General features: G+C 69.0%; 14 protein-coding genes and 1 tRNA gene. 9 read left to right on the top strand and 6 right to left on the bottom strand.

Annotated elements, in window-relative coordinates:
* Window positions 1–2 precede the first annotated feature (2 nt).
* Window positions 3–1574 carry a cytochrome-c oxidase, cbb3-type subunit I gene (gene ccoN, locus ACW17W_RS07360; RefSeq protein WP_492080283.1) on the bottom strand — a complete coding sequence of 524 codons (1572 nt, stop codon included), beginning with the start codon at window positions 1572–1574 and terminating at the stop codon, window positions 3–5.
* A gap of 200 nt (window positions 1575–1774) precedes the next feature.
* On the opposite strand from ccoN, the gene ACW17W_RS07355 reads away from it, so the two are divergent.
* Entirely contained in the window at window positions 1775–2041 is a 267-nt protein-coding gene (locus ACW17W_RS07355; protein WP_492080103.1) for a hypothetical protein, read from the top strand.
* A gap of 72 nt (window positions 2042–2113) precedes the next feature.
* On the opposite strand, the gene ACW17W_RS07350 is transcribed toward ACW17W_RS07355, so the two are convergent.
* From ACW17W_RS07350 to ACW17W_RS07340, 3 genes are all read right to left on the bottom strand, one after another.
* Window positions 2114–2761 carry a hypothetical protein gene (locus ACW17W_RS07350; protein ID WP_492080102.1) on the bottom strand — a complete coding sequence of 216 codons (648 nt, stop codon included), beginning with the start codon at window positions 2759–2761 and terminating at the stop codon, window positions 2114–2116.
* Between the two features lie 42 nt (window positions 2762–2803).
* Complete coding sequence (locus tag ACW17W_RS07345; RefSeq protein ID WP_492080101.1) at window positions 2804–3148, bottom strand: hypothetical protein; 345 nt, start codon at window positions 3146–3148, stop codon at window positions 2804–2806.
* Between the two features lie 170 nt (window positions 3149–3318).
* Complete coding sequence (locus ACW17W_RS07340; RefSeq protein WP_492080100.1) at window positions 3319–4212, bottom strand: manganese catalase family protein; 894 nt, start codon at window positions 4210–4212, stop codon at window positions 3319–3321.
* A 245-nt stretch (window positions 4213–4457) separates the two neighbouring features.
* Here ACW17W_RS07340 and ACW17W_RS07335 point away from each other — a divergent pair, with 245 nt between their 5' ends.
* From ACW17W_RS07335 to ACW17W_RS07305, 7 genes are read left to right on the top strand one after another with little or no spacing between them, the layout of a single operon-like run.
* A complete protein-coding gene (locus ACW17W_RS07335; protein WP_492080099.1) occupies window positions 4458–5711 on the top strand; it encodes a glycosyltransferase in 1254 nt (417 codons plus the stop codon).
* 11 nt (window positions 5712–5722) lie between these two features.
* Window positions 5723–6676 carry a glycosyltransferase family 2 protein gene (locus ACW17W_RS07330; protein WP_492080098.1) on the top strand — a complete coding sequence of 318 codons (954 nt, stop codon included), beginning with the start codon at window positions 5723–5725 and terminating at the stop codon, window positions 6674–6676.
* Complete coding sequence (locus tag ACW17W_RS07325; RefSeq protein ID WP_492080097.1) at window positions 6673–7710, top strand: glycosyltransferase; 1038 nt, start codon at window positions 6673–6675, stop codon at window positions 7708–7710. The genes ACW17W_RS07330 and ACW17W_RS07325 overlap by 4 nt, the downstream gene beginning before the upstream one ends.
* Window positions 7707–8855 (top strand): acyl-CoA dehydrogenase family protein, encoded by a 1149-nt coding sequence (locus tag ACW17W_RS07320; RefSeq protein ID WP_492080096.1) that lies wholly within the window; start codon window positions 7707–7709, stop codon window positions 8853–8855. The genes ACW17W_RS07325 and ACW17W_RS07320 overlap by 4 nt, the downstream gene beginning before the upstream one ends.
* Entirely contained in the window at window positions 8849–9529 is a 681-nt protein-coding gene (locus ACW17W_RS07315) for a PIG-L deacetylase family protein (protein ID WP_492080095.1), read from the top strand. Before ACW17W_RS07320 ends, ACW17W_RS07315 begins: the two co-directional genes overlap by 7 nt.
* Window positions 9526–10113, top strand: coding sequence for a class I SAM-dependent DNA methyltransferase (locus tag ACW17W_RS07310; protein ID WP_492080094.1), 588 nt, complete (start codon window positions 9526–9528; stop codon window positions 10111–10113). The genes ACW17W_RS07315 and ACW17W_RS07310 overlap by 4 nt, the downstream gene beginning before the upstream one ends.
* Window positions 10110–10964: a glycosyltransferase family 2 protein gene (locus ACW17W_RS07305; RefSeq protein WP_492080093.1), complete on the top strand. Its 855-nt coding sequence runs from the start codon at window positions 10110–10112 to the stop codon at window positions 10962–10964. The genes ACW17W_RS07310 and ACW17W_RS07305 overlap by 4 nt, the downstream gene beginning before the upstream one ends.
* Before the next feature lie 61 nt (window positions 10965–11025).
* Here ACW17W_RS07305 and ACW17W_RS07300 read toward each other — a convergent pair whose 3' ends face one another.
* Both ACW17W_RS07300 and ACW17W_RS07295 read right to left on the bottom strand, forming a co-directional pair.
* On the bottom strand, window positions 11026–12354 hold the full coding sequence (locus ACW17W_RS07300; protein WP_492080092.1) for an Hsp70 family protein: 1329 nt from the start codon (window positions 12352–12354) through the stop codon (window positions 11026–11028).
* A 103-nt stretch (window positions 12355–12457) separates the two neighbouring features.
* Window positions 12458–12549 (bottom strand) — tRNA-Ser (locus tag ACW17W_RS07295).
* Between the two features lie 150 nt (window positions 12550–12699).
* Here ACW17W_RS07295 and ACW17W_RS07290 point away from each other — a divergent pair.
* Window positions 12700–14277 carry an exopolysaccharide biosynthesis polyprenyl glycosylphosphotransferase gene (locus ACW17W_RS07290; RefSeq protein WP_492080091.1) on the top strand — a complete coding sequence of 526 codons (1578 nt, stop codon included), beginning with the start codon at window positions 12700–12702 and terminating at the stop codon, window positions 14275–14277.
* Window position 14278: the final 1 nt, after the last annotated feature.

The raw sequence follows: 14278 nt of genomic DNA, 5'->3' as shown, positions 1-14278 counted from the left end.
CCTTACCCGGCCGGCAGAAGTTGCGGCTCGATCGTCGTCGCCGGCGCGTTCTCGGATGATCTCGAGGACGGCATGCGGATCGTTCGCCACAGGTTGTAGGACATGATGAGCGCGCCGCTCAGGAACATCAGGCCGCCGACGGCGCGGATGACGTTCTGGATGTGCTTGGCCGACACGGTCTCGATGAAGCTGTTGGCCAGGAAGCCGTCGGGCGTGTACTCGCGCCACATCAGACCCTCCATGATGCCGGAGACCCACATCGCGGAGATGTAGAGGACGATGCCCGTGGTCGCGATCCAGAAATGCCACTCGACCAGGGCGTTGGAGTAGAGCCGGTCCTTCTTCCACAGCCACGGCACCAGACAGTAGATGGCGCCGAAGCTGATGAAGCCGACCCAGCCCAGGGCGCCCGAATGGACGTGGCCGATGGTCCAGTCGGTGTAGTGGGACAGGGCGTTGACCGTGCGGATGGCCATCAGCGGACCCTCGAAGGTCGACATGCCGTAGAAGGCGATAGCCACGACCATCATGCGGACCACCGGGTCGGTGCGCAGCTTGTCCCAGGCCCCCGACAGGGTCATCAGGCCGTTGATCATCCCGCCCCAGGACGGCATCCACAGCATGATCGAGAAGGTCATGCCCAGGGTCTGCGCCCACTGCGGCAGGGCCGTGTAGTGCAGATGGTGCGGGCCGGCCCAGATGTAGATGAAGATCAGCGACCAGAAGTGGACGATCGACAGGCGGTAGGAATAGACCGGCCGCTCGACCCGCTTGGGCACGAAATAGTACATCATGGCGAGGAAGCCGGCGGTCAGGAAGAAGCCCACGGCGTTGTGGCCGTACCACCACTGCACCAGGGCGTCCTGCACACCGGCGAAGGCCGAATAGCTGCGCGCCTCAAGAAGGCCGACCGGCACCGCCGCGTTGTTGACCAGGTGCAGCAGGGCGACGGTGACGATGAAGGCCAGGTAGAACCAGTTGGCCACATAGATGTGCGGCTCCTTGCGCCTCCAGATCGTGCCGAGGAAGACCAGCAGATAGGCGACCCAGACGATGGTCAGCCACAGGTCGACGTACCATTCCGGCTCGGCGTATTCGCGCGACTGGGTGATGCCCGCGACATAGCCGGTCGCCGCCAGGACGATAAACAGCTGGTAGCCCCAGAACACGAACCAGGGCCAGATGCCGCCGGCAAGACGCGCCTTGCAGGTCCGCTGCACCACCCAGAAGGAGGTGCAGATCAGGGCGTTGCCGCCGAAGGCGAAAATCACGCCGGACGTATGCAGCGGCCGCAACCGGCCGAAGTTGAGCCAGCCGTGCTCCGGGAAATAGAGCAGGCTGGGCCAGGACAGCTGGGCGGCGATCAACACGCCCACCGTCATGCCGATCACGCCCCAGAACATGGTGGCGATGACACCGGCGCGGATGACCCCGTCCGAATAGCGGGTGGGGTCGGCGCGAAAACGGCCGTTGTTGACCCCCAGCGTCAGGGCGGCCAGAGCCAGCACGCCGGCGGCCAGCAGGAAATATCCGTGGAAACGGAATGCCGCATCGTCGGTCAGGGCCGTCGCCATGAGGGCGACCAGGGTCAGAACCCCTACGGTTATAAACAGCGGGACAAAGCCGCCCAGCAGCTCGCCATCATCCAGTGATCGTTCCGGCATTCGATTCCCCTTCTTGTCCAAGGGGCTGTGCCGTCTGGAGGGGAGTGCGTCTTTGATCCAGCGCAATGCGTGTCGACGCCGATCGCGTTGGGATGGCGGACGGAGGACCTATGTCAATCACGGAAAAGAACGAGCGCCTGTGTCTGGGGAGCGGGCTGCTGGCCCTCGGCGCCTCCCTCACCGCCCTCGGGACCGCGCTCGGCGTCGTGTCTGTCGAGCATATGATCGCGTCGGCCAATCTCTGCGGCGAGAACGGCGGCCACTGCCTGACCTGCGTCGCCACGGTCGCCTGCCTCGCGGCGGCGCTGATCACCCTTCGCGGAGCGTGGTCGCTGCTGCGGCCCGCAGGCCCGGCCGAAGCCGTCGGCCAGGTCTGACGCGGCGGGCGCGGCGCAAGCCAAAGCCCGCCGGCATGGCGCCGGCGGGCTCGGTTTCAGTCAGACGAGATCTCAGCGGTAGGTGGCGCGCTCGCGAGCGATGTCCTCGCTGCTGTAGGGACTGGCCTCAGCGTCAAACTGACTCCAGCCGCCGGCGCGGTAGGCCTCGCCCCGGGCCGTGGCGTCAAAACCCTGATGACCGTGCAGGATGTCCTCGGCCCGGGCCTCCTCGCCATCGCTGACGCGAACACTTACCAGCGTACCTCCGCGCCGCACGCCTTCGGCATAGACATTGGCGTCTTCGTCCGAGTGACCGGCCTCCTTCAAGGCGCCGAGAAGGCCGCCCGTGGCGCCGCCGGCGGCCGCGCCGACCGCCGCACCCACGGCGGTCGAGGCCAGCCAGCCGACCGCCACCACAGGCCCGAGACCCGGGATCGCCAGCATGCCGAGGCCGGCGAGCAGGCCGGCGCCGCCGCCGAGCAGGCCGCCTGTCGTTGCGCCCTTGCCGGCGCCGTCAGCGACGTCATTCTCGCCGTCGTTGTTGCGATCTCCGAGGGCGCCCCGACCGGCCTTGTCGGGGTGCTGGTGGCCGGCGTGCCAGTTGTCGGTATTGTTCGAGACGATGCTGATGTCGTCCGCCTTGAAGCCGGCGGCTTCGAGGTCCGAAACAGCATCAAGGGCCTGGGTGTGGCTGTCGTATAGTCGCGTGACGGTCGCCATGGGGCGCTCCTTCAAAAATGTGGGGATATGAGAGGCGTCGCCCTATCGGGCGGTGACGACGCCCTTGTAGTCGACGGAGACAGTCTTCTGGGCGCCGTCCATCGTGGCGGTGGCGGACCAGACGCCGCTCTCGTCCTGGCTCAGGGCGCCGATGCCGGTATAGCCCTGTTTCTCCATCGCCTCGCGCGCCTGGCCCTCGGTGAAGGAGTTGGCGCCGGCGGTCAGTGTGCCTTGCCCTGACGTCTCGGCTGTATCGACGGCAGGATTCCGGGGAGCCTCGGACGCCGACATCGCCGGGCCTTCGACCGCACCGGTCGTGTCGCTGTTGTCGCCGCAGGCGGCCAGCAGGGCGCCTGTCGCCGCGAGGGCCAGTATGGGTCTGATCATTGGGGGGTCCCTTTCAGTGTTGTAAATATGAAGCACCCTCCGGCCCCAAGTGTTCCGGAGAGTTTTTGGGCTCCGGCTGCTTTGGCTGCTGCCGCCAGAAGCGCATGGCGGCCTTTGGCGGCGCGATCATCACGCCGCCGTTTGCAGAGCCGAAGGGCGGCTGGACGAGACTATTCGGCGAGGGCTGTCGTCTTGCCGGCGCCCGGTCCGGCGCCCAGATCGGCGCCCGTTACAGGGTTGGACCCGGCGTCGGATGCCGTGCGCAAGGCGAAGGCCTCCACGGCGTCGGTCTCCTCCACGGACAGTTCGACCTGGGCCGTCCCGTCGCCGCCGTCGACCGCGACCTGGTCTTCGGGCTCGTCGACGAACTCCCACTGCTCGCCCTGGTTCCAGGGGCCGCGGGCCTCGCCCTCCCCCCGGGACAGGCTGTAGTATTTGTCGGCATAGTCCGGATGACCCGGAATCTTGCCGGCCGGGAAATTCGGCTCCATCGCGTACAGGGCCTTCTCGAAGGACTTCTGGTGCGCGATTTCCCGCGTCATGAGGAAGGTCAGGGCGTCCTTGATCCCTGCGTCGTCCGTGATGTTGATCAGCCGCTCATAGACGATCTTGGCGCGCGACTCGGCGGCGATATTGGAGCGCAGGTCACAGGCCGGATCACCGATCGAGTCGATGTAGGCGGCCGTCCACGGCACGCCGGCCGAGTTCACCAGAGCCGGCGCCCCGCCGTAGAGGATTGAGGTGGTATGGCTCTCGCCCCCTTCGTTCAGGGACATATAGAGGTCAGCCTCCTCCAGCGCGCCCTCGGCGAGTTCGCCCTTCACCCCCCGATTCAGCATGGAGACGATCGAGCCGATGACCTCGAGGTGGCTCAGCTCCTCGGTAGCGATGTCCAGCAGCATGTCCTTGCGGCCCGCATCCTCCTCGCCCAAGGCCTGGGTGAAGTAGCGCATGGCGGCAGCGAGCTCGCCTTGCGGCCCGCCGAACTGCTCAAGCATAAGCGTAGCAAGGCCGGGGTTTGGCTCCGCCACCCTCACCGTATACATCAGCCTCTTGTTGTGCATGAACATTGTCGCGCCTCGGAAAATTGTGATTTGTATTTCCAGAACATCGAGCCGCTGATTTTGGTTCCTGATTTTGAGTTGCTATTCTGATATATTGACGCCGTCCGCCCGGTTATTTTCAATTCACCGCTGAACACTGATTTCGAACAGTCGTCAGTAAGTCGTCTTGCCGACTTTGGAACATATCCTCGGCCCGTGGGTTGGAGAACGCCCGGTGCGTTGTGCGGCGGTCGCGGAGATCCTCATTGCGCATCGGCATCATCGCCCACCTGAAATATCCGATCCGCGAGCCATTTGCCGGCGGGCTGGAGATGCACACCCATCTGCTGGCCTCATCCCTGCGCGATCGCGGCCATGCCGTGACCGTCTTCGCCTCCACCCGCTCCGCCCCGGAGATCGGTCTTGAGGCCGTCTGCGATGAAACCAGCCTGAACGCCATCGGCGTGGCGGAGGCCAGCGATGTCGGCTTTTTCCGGGAGCACCACGCCTATCTCTCGCTGATGAACGACCTGCGCCATCGTGACTTCGACCTGATCCACAACAACGCCCTTCACTACCTGCCCGTCGCCATGGCCGACGCCCTGCCGATGCCCGTCGTCACGACCCTGCATACGCCGCCGTTTTGCTGGCTCGAGAGCGGCGTACGGGTGGCGCGTGGCGGCAACAACAGCTTCGTCGGCGTGTCGGAATCGATCCGGGCCGCCTGGTCCTCGATCACGCCGGTCGACACCGTCATTCTGAACGGGATCGACCTGAAGCGTTTCGCCTTTTCGCCGGTCGCCGACACGCCCGGCTATCTGGTCTGGTATGGCCGCATCGTTCCCGAGAAGGGGCTGCACCTTGCACTCGATGCGGCGCGCCTTGTCGGCATCCCCCTCCGGTTCGCCGGGCCCATCCTTGACCAGGCCTATTTCGACCGTGAGATCGCGCCGCGAATGGGCCCGGACGCCCTCTATCTGGGACATCTTGGCCACGCCCGGCTGGCGCGCGTCGTCGGGGCCGCCCGGGCCTTTCTGTGTACGCCATGCTGGGAAGAGCCCTATGGCCTGGTCGTCGCCGAGGCCCTGGCCTGCGGCGTACCGGTCGCCGCCTTCGCACGCGGCGCCATTCCGGAAATTCTCACAGCCGACTGCGGCGCCCTGGCGACGCCGGATGACGCGGTCAGCCTGGCCAATGCCGTCCGGCGAGCCATGACGCTGTCCCGCCCCGCCTGCCGTCGTCGCGCCGAGACCCTGTGCGACGTCGAGGTGATGATCGACCGCTATGAGGCCCACTATCGCGCCCGTATCGCGGCCAGGGCGGCCCCCCGGACGGCACTGAGTGCCGCCGCCCTCGGCGATCAGGCGCGGGATGCCGCCAGGCCGCACGACCGCAGCCACGCCGGAACTCATCCCGGCTATATTCGCCTCGCACCCTCGCGCCCCGGCCATCGCGCTGCGGCGTCCCTGCCGTTCGCGACGCCCCATGGCGAGGAAGCCGATGTCAGGAGCCGGGCCTGAACCTCGACCAGATGGCGGCGGCCCCGCCGGGCCAGAGGGCCTGGTGTGTCTGTGTGCCCGCGCGAAACGAGGCCGACCGTCTCGGCGTTCTGCTGGATGCCCTGGCCGGGCAGGATATCGCGGGCGAAATCCCGGTCGTCCTCGCCCTGAACAATACCACTGACCCGTCGCTGGACGTGGCGGCCAGGGCCGGTCGGCGTCATCCCGGGCGACTTGGGCTGATCGTCGATGATCACGTCTTTCCCGCCCGGGACGCCCATGCCGGGTCGGCCCGTAGACGGGCGATGGATCTGGGCGTCGCCCGTCTGCAGTCAAGGCCTGAGGCCGTGCTCCTGAGTACGGACGCCGACAGCCGTCCGCCCCCCGGGTGGATCCGGGCCAATCTGGCGGCGATCGAGCGCGGCGCCGATCTGGTGGGCGGCCGACTGGAGATCGACGAGGCCGAGCCCCTGAAGGCGAAGGCTGCCGCGATCCGCGCCCTGTGGGACGCCTACTGGACGCGGGTGCGCGCCATCGAGGACGAACTCGACCCGATCCCCCACGACCCGCCGCCCCGTCACGGCGATCACACGGGGGCCAGTCTGGCGATCACGGTCGAGGCCTATGTCGCCGCCGGCGGCGTCCCGCAGATTCAAACCGGGGAAGACCGGGCTCTGGTCAGGGCGGCGGTATCGGCGGGACGACGACTGGTTCATCCGCAGACGGTCTGGACGCGGGTCTCACCCCGGCTGGACGGCCGCGCCGCCGGCGGCATGGCCCGGGACATGCAACGCCTTTCCGAACTCAGCGCGGACGGACCCGGCCCCCGCGCCCCGGCCCTGTCACACTGGCGAGCCCGCGCCGGGTGGCGGCGGGAGGTCCGGCGCCGTGAGGGACCAGCCGCCATGATCGCGCAGGAGGCGGACCTTCCGCCCATGCCCCGCGACCGGTCTCTGGCCGCGATCATCACGGGTGAAGAGCCATGATCGGCTACTATGTCCACCATCACGGCGCCGGCCACCTGAGCCGGGCCAGGGCGATCACGGCGGGAGCTCCGGACCAGTTCACCCTTCTGGGGACCGGGCTGGACGGACAGACCGGACCGGTCGCTGCTGTCGATCTCGCGGATGATCGCGCCGGCCAAGACTTCGATGGACGTGACGGCACGGGCAGACGCCCCGAGGCGCTTCACTATGCACCGCTGGGCCACGACGGCGTGCGCCGTCGCATCGCCGACATCTCCACATGGATCGCGACCACCCGGCCGTCGCTGATGGTCGTCGACGTCTCGGTCGAGATCGCGATGCTGGCGCGGCTGGCGGCGACGCCCACCGTCTGTGTGCGGCTGAACGGACAGCGGACCGACCCCGCGCATCTGGACGCCTTCCGGGGCGCCGTCGCCCTTCTCGCCCCCTTCCACGCCACACTGGACGCTCCGGAAACTCCGGAATGGGTCAAGGCCCGGACGCGATATGCGCCCGGGCTTGCCGCCAGACCGCCCGCCGTCGCGATCGATCCCGCCGTGGTGGTGGTGGTGTTTGGGTCGGGCGGCGGCTCGGCCGACGGCGAGGCCCTGGCGGCGGCCGCACGGCGCACCCCGGAACGGATCTGGCGCGTTCTCGGTCCCATGATCCCTGTCGCCTGCCCTCCCCCGAACCTCATCGCCCTCGGCTGGATCGGCCATGCCGAACGCGAGATCGCCGCCGCCGGCGTGGTCGTAGGCTCGGCCGGAAACGGCATTGTGTCCACGGTGCTGGCGGCAGATCGTCCGTTCATCTGCTTCCCCCAGCCGCGCCCCTTCAACGAACAGCTCACGACCGCCCGCGGCCTGTCCGAGGCGGGTGCAGCCATCCGGCTCGACACCTGGCCCGAAGCCGACGCCTGGCCGGGTCTCCTGGCCGCGGCACAGCAACCCGTCGGCGAAGCCCGTTCGCGCCTGTGCCAGGGAACGGGCCCGGCGGAGGTTCGAGACTGGCTCCTGGCTCTGGGCCGACAGTACGACAACGGAGACGCCGGTTGAAGACCCTGACCCGACTGACCCGCAGACCAGGGCCGGACGTGGCAGCTTTCCCCGCTCCGAAGGCGCGGGCGGTGGCGCTGTACGATCGGCTGGCCGTCCTGGGCGAGCGTTACGACGCCGCACCGGTCTTTCCCGTCGACAGCCTGACGGCCCTGACAGGCGAGGACCTTCACCGCGTCTTCGCTCCGTCTGAAAGCGGCGGCGAACGCTTTGCCGATCCGGTGGCGGAGGCCTGCGCCCTGCTCGACGTCCTGCGCGCGGTCGGACGGGCCGACCTCAGCCTCGGCCGGCTCTACGAGGGGCACGTCAACGCCCTGAAGCTCTTCGACTGGTACGGCTCGCCGGAACAGAAGGGCTGGCTGGGCGGCGTGCTGTCGGACGGCGCCCTGTTCGGCGTCTGGGCCACGGAACCGCAGCCCGGTGTCCGGCTGGGCGCGGACGAGGGCGGGCTCCGGCTGGACGGCGCCAAGTCATTCGCCACCGGAGCCGGCGGTCTGGCCTATGCTCTGGTGACCGCCCGACCGGACGAGGGGCGGCGGCGCCTCGTCGTCGTGCCGGCCGACCTCGCCGAACGCGCCGATCTCTCCGCCTGGCGGGTCAGGGGCATGCGGGCCACCGGCAGCGGCGTCTATGATCTGACCGGCCTGCGTCCGCAGCCGCTCGACCTGCTCGGCGCGCCGGGCGACTATGACCGCGATCCGCGCTTCACGGCCGGGGCCTGGCGCTTCTGCGCGGTCCAGCTTGGCGGGATCGAGGGGCTGTTGATCGAGATGCGCGCGGCCCTGTCGGACGCGGCGCGCGCCGACCCCCTGCAAAGGGCCCGGTTCGGCGAGGCCGTGGCCGCCACCCGGACGGCGGGCCTATGGGTGCGCGAGGCGGCGATCCGGGCGGCCCGTGACGATCCGGACGCCCCGGACTTCGTCCGCATGACGCGGGGCGTGGTCGAACGCTCGGCCCTGGACGTCATGGAACATGCGGCCCGGGCGGTCGGGACGCGGAGCGCCTTCGACGGCCAGAGGATCGACAAGATCAGCCGCGATCTGGGCCTCTACCTGCGTCAGGCGGGCCCGGATGCGGCGCGTGACCATGCGGCCGCCGCCTGGCTGGACCATGACGTCTGGGGCGCGGACGACCGGCTGTGGTAGGCGCCCGCCCCCTGTCCGCGACCCGGTGGCGGAATGCCCGCTGGCTGGTCCTCGCGCCCCATGCCGACGACGAGACCCTCGGCGCCGGCGCCCTGATGGCCGAGGCGGCCGGCGAGGGCCGGCTGGCGGCGGTGGTCTATCTGACCGATGGAGCGGGATCACACCCCCATCCGGATGACGCCAGCCGGTCCCGTCTGAAAGCCATGCGCAGGGCCGAGGCGATCGCAGCCTGCCGGATCCTGACCGCTGGCGCGGGCCCGACGCCCCGGTTTCTGGACTGGCCGGACGCCGCCCCCCATGCAGCGGGATCTCCGTCATGGCGGCGTTCAGAGCGGGCGCTGGCCAGTCTCTGTCGTCGCGAACGCATCGACGCCATCGCCGTCACAGCGCGGCAGGAGCCCCACTGCGATCACGCCGCTGCGGGGCAGCTGGCGCGGAGCGCGGCGGCCGCCGCCCTTCGCCCGGTTTCCGTGTTCGAATACTGCGTCTGGGGCGAACCTCCGCTGCACAGGCCGACGGTCGTCACCCGGCCGATGGCGACCGGCCGCCGCGCCGCCGCCCTGGCCGCCCACCGGTCCCAGCTCACCCCCGCCTTCGGCGACGGGTTTCGTCTGCCGGCGCGACAACGCCTCATGCCGCGCTCCGACCGTCTCTACCTGGCGAGAACCCCATGACCCGCCCTGACCAAAGCCTCCCTGCCGACTATTTCGAGACGATGTTCAGCGGCGATCCCGATCCCTGGAGGCTGCAGACCAGTCCCTATGAGGCCGCCAAGTTCGACCGCTCGATCCAGGCTCTGGACCAGCGCCGCTATGGACGCGCGCTGGAGATCGGCTGCGCCGGGGGATCCCTGACCCGCAGGCTCGCGGGCCAGGCCGAGGACCTGCTGGCGATCGATATCAGCGAGACCGCCCTCTCGCGCGCACGCCAACGTTGCGCAGACCGGCCGCAGGTGCGTTTCGCCCGCATGGCCTTTCCGGAGGCGACCCCGGATGAGGGGGACTTCGATCTGATCGTCCTGTCGGAGGTCGCCTACTACTGGGCGGACGCGGATCTCGACCGTGCGGCCCGCTGGACGGGAGCGGCCCTGGCTGGGGGCGGCGACCTGCTGCTGGTCCATTACACCGGCGAGACCGACTATCCGCAAGCGGGCGACGGCGCCGTCGAGGCCCTGGCCCGCGTCCTGCGCGACCGGATGGTCGTGCTCCATGCGGAGGTCCACCCGCGATATCGGCTGGACCTGTGGCGACGCCGATGACGGGCCTCAGCGCCCTGACCCTCGTCAGAAACCGGGAACCCCACCTGTATCGCCTCATTGAGGGTCTGGGCCGCAGCCTGACGCCGCCGCTGGAGCTGGTCGTCGTCGATATGAGCGACACCCCTCTGCCTCCGCTCTCCGGGGTCGGGTTTCCCGTCACCGTCAAGCGCCTGGCGACCGACGGCCTGCCCCTGGCCCAGGCCCGCAATCTCGCCGCCCGGCACGCCCGGGGCGACCGGCTGCTGTTCCTCGACGTCGACTGCATCCCCATGGCCGGCCTGGTCGATCTCATCAACGGCGAACTGGCGCGGGACGATGTTCTGGTCTGCGCCGAGGTCCGGTATCTGGGTCCCGGGGCGGTCCACGACGGCTGGACGGAACGGGGCCTTGCGGCCGTGTCACGGCCCCATCCGGCCCGCCCCTTTCCCGCGACGGGGCGCCGGATAGAGCCGAACGCCGGCCTTTTCTGGTCCCTCTCGTTCGGCATTCGCCGATGCGCCTTCGAAGCGGTCGCCGGCTTCGACGAACAGTTTTCAGGCTACGGCGCCGAGGACACCGATTTCGGGTTCCGCTGCCGCGACGCCGGATTGCCGCTGGTTTTCGCGGCGGGGCCCGGCGCCTTTCACCAGCACCACGAGGTCTATCATCCGCCGCTCCAGCATTTCGACGCGATCATCGCCAATGCGCAGCGCTTCCACCGCCGGTGGGGCCTTTGGCCGATGGACGGGTGGCTGAGGGCGTTCGACGCGATGGGCCTGATCGAATATAAAGGCGACGGCCTGCGTCGCCTGCGCGCGCCCGAACCGTCGGAACTGTCCGCCGCCCGCCGGTCGGCCGACGTCTTTTTCTGATCGAGACGTCGCCAGCCGGCATCCTTCCGGCTGCACCGGAAATCCGGGAAATCCGCACGGCTCAGTCCGCCGCCGGCCGGGCCTCGCTCCAGACATCGAGGTTCGTCTCACGGCCGACAAGGGCGAGGCCCGAGGCGATGGACTCGAACTCGCCGCCGGTCTCGATCCGCCCGGCGCCGAAGCGTCGATTGAAGATGTCTCTCACGGCGGGCACAAACGACGTGCCGCCGGTCAGGAAGATCCGGTCGATCTGACCGGGCGCGAGACCCGACCGGTCGATCGCTTCATCGACGGCCTTTTCGATGGCCGCCAGCTCAGGCGCGATCCAGCCCTCGAATTCGGAGCGCCGGACCGGCGTCTCGATGCGGATCGAGCCGGCGACGAAAGAGAACACGGCCTGCTCATCCTGCGACAGGGCGATCTTCAGTCTCGATACGGCCTGGTAGAGGGCATAGCCGTGATTGTCGTCGAGGATCTCGATCAGGCGTTCGAGCTTGTGAGGCTCCAGGGCGGTGCGGGCCAGGGCGCGGATGTCGCGCATGTCCCTGGACGCCCTCAGCAGCGCCAGTTGATCCCACCGCGCAAACGCCGAGTAGTAGCGCTGGGGGATCGGCAGGATCTTGCCGGCCGCGTGGTACTGTCCCCCCTTTCCCAGTTCGGGCGAGACCAGTTGGTCGATGATCCGGTAGTCAAAGGCGTCACCCGCCACCCCGACCCCGGAACGCGCCAGGGCTGCGGACCGGAGGCCCTGTTCAGACCGTTCAAAGCGGACGACGGAAAAGTCGCTGGTCCCGCCGCCGAAGTCGGCGACCAGGACATTGGCGTCCGTCTTGAGCGTCCGGGCGAAGAAAAAGGCCGCGCCGACCGGCTCGAAGGCGTAGCGGATGTCGGTGAAGCCGAGGCGGGCGAAGGCGGCCTCGTAACGCGCCAGCGCCAGCCGTTCGTCCGGCGCGCCGCCGGCGAAGGTCACGGGCCGGCCCACGATCACCCGGGCCGGCAGGGCGGCCATCGCCTCCCCGCCGTGTGCGCGCAGACGCAACAGGAATGCGCCAAGGAGGTCCTCGAACCTGTAGCGACGGTTGTCGATCACCGTATCGGTAAAGGCGGCGCTCGCGGCGAAGGTCTTGAACGACTGGATGAAGCGGGTCTCCAGCGCCTCCTCGACATAGGCCTCGATGGCCCAGGGGCCTGCCTCCACGATCCGCTCGGGCGGTTGCCCGCCGACCGCCGGCCGGATCTGGAAACTCAGGGTCGACCGAAACGCCGTCACCTCGCCCGTCGGCGCGTCCAGCCGCACGACGACCGCCTCGCCGTCCGGTCCCGCGATGGCGACGACGGTGTTGGTCGTGCCGAAATCGATGCCGACGGTCGGCGCGATGGGAGAGGACACAGGCAGGGCTCCGGGCAGTGGGCGGCGTTCCTGGCCCAGACTCCGGGGCGTGTCACCCCGCAATCTGGCGAAGTGCGCCTGTGCATTCGAGATCCGGAGGGTCTGGCGGAGACGGAGGGATTCGAACCCTCGGTACCCCTTACAGGGTACGACGATTTAGCAAACCGTTGCCTTCAGCCACTCGGCCACGTCTCCGGCAGGCGCCGTCGATAGCGAAGTGATCGGCCGCTTGCAATCCGCATGGACGAAATCCTTGCCGCGCGCCTCCATGGCGGAACGCCGGTGTTAACGCGACATCCACGCCGGCTGTGCAGAATGCGGCTACGGCACACCCTGCGGACGTCGATGACCCACACCCTGATTCCTGAATTTTCCGGCTCTGGCGCAGGGCGGGTCCGACCGTCGAAGCGCATTGCGGCCGGGGTCGGGACCGCCGTCGCCGCTCCCGTGGCCAGCCCCGGCGTCGCAGCCGATTCGCCGGCCGCCCGCCGCGGGCCGTTCCGCCCCGACGTCTGGCTGAGCACACGCCAGCGCAGCTCCGCACGGCTGGCGGGTCACGCCTTTCATCTGGTCGATCTGGCCGTGCTCTGGGGCGCGACCCTGTATGCGGCGGCCGGCGGCGAGGCCGCGTCTCTGGCGACGGTGTCGGTTGTGGCGGTGCTGCCGCTGGTCGTGGCCGCCCTGATCCTCCAGGCGCTCATGCCGTCACTGGGCTTCTACAGCTTCCGGCGCGACCACAATCCGGCCTGGCGCCTGGCCGCCCTCGGGGCCGTGATCCTCATGGCGGCCGGTGCAGCGTCCCTGCTGGCCTGGAGTCTGCCGGGGCGCCCGTCCCCGCACATCGGCGGCTGGCTGGCGTCGGTGCTGGCCGGTCTGGGCGGACTGCATCTGGTCTGGACCGGTCTGGTGGCGCACTGGCGGCGCAGCGGCGCCCTGACGCCCAATATCGTCGTGGTCGGCGCCACCCGGCACGCTGAACGGCTGATCCGCGAGGCGCTGCAGCGCCGCGACCTGAATGTTCTGGGCGTGTTTGACGACCGGCTGGCCCGTTCGCCGGAGGCTGTCGCCGGGGTGCCGGTTCTGGGCCGCGCCGACGACCTGCTGAAGCACCGGATGATCCCCTATGTCGACCGCATCGTCGTGGCCATCGATCCGACCGCCCACGCCCGGGTGCGCGAATTGACCGTCCGGCTGCAGGTCCTGCCCAATGCAGTCAGCCTGCTGGTCGATCCGCAGGGCGACGCCGAGCGTGACGCCGCCCTTGAAAAACTGGCCCGGGCCCCGCTGGCGCCCCTGACCGCGCCGCGCAGCCCCGACCGCCGCGCCTTCAACAAACGGCTTCAGGACGTGCTGGTGGGCAGTCTCGCCCTGGTGCTGGTTGCCCCGGTGATGGGTCTTGTCGCCCTCGCCATCCGTCTGGACAGCCCGGGGCCGATCTTCTTCCGCCAGCGCCGCCACGGCTTCAACCACGAGGAGATCGTGGTCTGGAAATTCCGCTCCATGCGTCATGAGGCCGCCGACGCGACCGCCTCGCGCCAGGTGACGGTCGACGACGACCGGGTCACCCGCGTGGGCAGGATTCTTCGCTCCACCAGCCTGGACGAACTGCCGCAACTGCTGAACGTGCTGAAGGGCGAAATGTCGCTGGTCGGGCCCCGTCCTCACGCCATCGGCATGAAGACCGGCCAGATTGAATCGGCCGCACTGGTGGCCGACTACGCCCATCGCCACAGGATGAAGCCCGGCATGACCGGCTGGGCCGCCGTCAACGGCTCGCGCGGCCCGCTGGACAGCGCCGCCGACGTGCGCCGTCGGGTACAGCTGGACGTCGACTATATCGAGCGCCAGTCCTTCTGGCTCGACCTCTGGATCATGGCCATCACCGTGCCCGTCCTGCTGGGCGACCGGACGGCGGTTCGCTGAT

It is taken from the genome of Brevundimonas sp. FV1ye29L (assembly GCF_058681095.1).
This window is presented reverse-complemented; position numbering and strand designations above follow the sequence as displayed.

Coding starts and splice junctions, on each gene's coding strand:
- ccoN (WP_492080283.1), bottom strand. CDS start 1,574: ATGGCGACGGCCCTGACCGACGATGCGGCATTCCGTTTCCACGGATAT.
- ACW17W_RS07355 (WP_492080103.1), top strand. CDS start 1,775: ATGTCAATCACGGAAAAGAACGAGCGCCTGTGTCTGGGGAGCGGGCTG.
- ACW17W_RS07350 (WP_492080102.1), bottom strand. CDS start 2,761: ATGGCGACCGTCACGCGACTATACGACAGCCACACCCAGGCCCTTGAT.
- ACW17W_RS07345 (WP_492080101.1), bottom strand. CDS start 3,148: ATGATCAGACCCATACTGGCCCTCGCGGCGACAGGCGCCCTGCTGGCC.
- ACW17W_RS07340 (WP_492080100.1), bottom strand. CDS start 4,212: ATGCACAACAAGAGGCTGATGTATACGGTGAGGGTGGCGGAGCCAAAC.
- ACW17W_RS07330 (WP_492080098.1), top strand. CDS start 5,723: ATGGCGGCGGCCCCGCCGGGCCAGAGGGCCTGGTGTGTCTGTGTGCCC.
- ACW17W_RS07325 (WP_492080097.1), top strand. CDS start 6,673: ATGATCGGCTACTATGTCCACCATCACGGCGCCGGCCACCTGAGCCGG.
- ACW17W_RS07310 (WP_492080094.1), top strand. CDS start 9,526: ATGACCCGCCCTGACCAAAGCCTCCCTGCCGACTATTTCGAGACGATG.
- ACW17W_RS07305 (WP_492080093.1), top strand. CDS start 10,110: ATGACGGGCCTCAGCGCCCTGACCCTCGTCAGAAACCGGGAACCCCAC.
- ACW17W_RS07290 (WP_492080091.1), top strand. CDS start 12,700: ATGACCCACACCCTGATTCCTGAATTTTCCGGCTCTGGCGCAGGGCGG.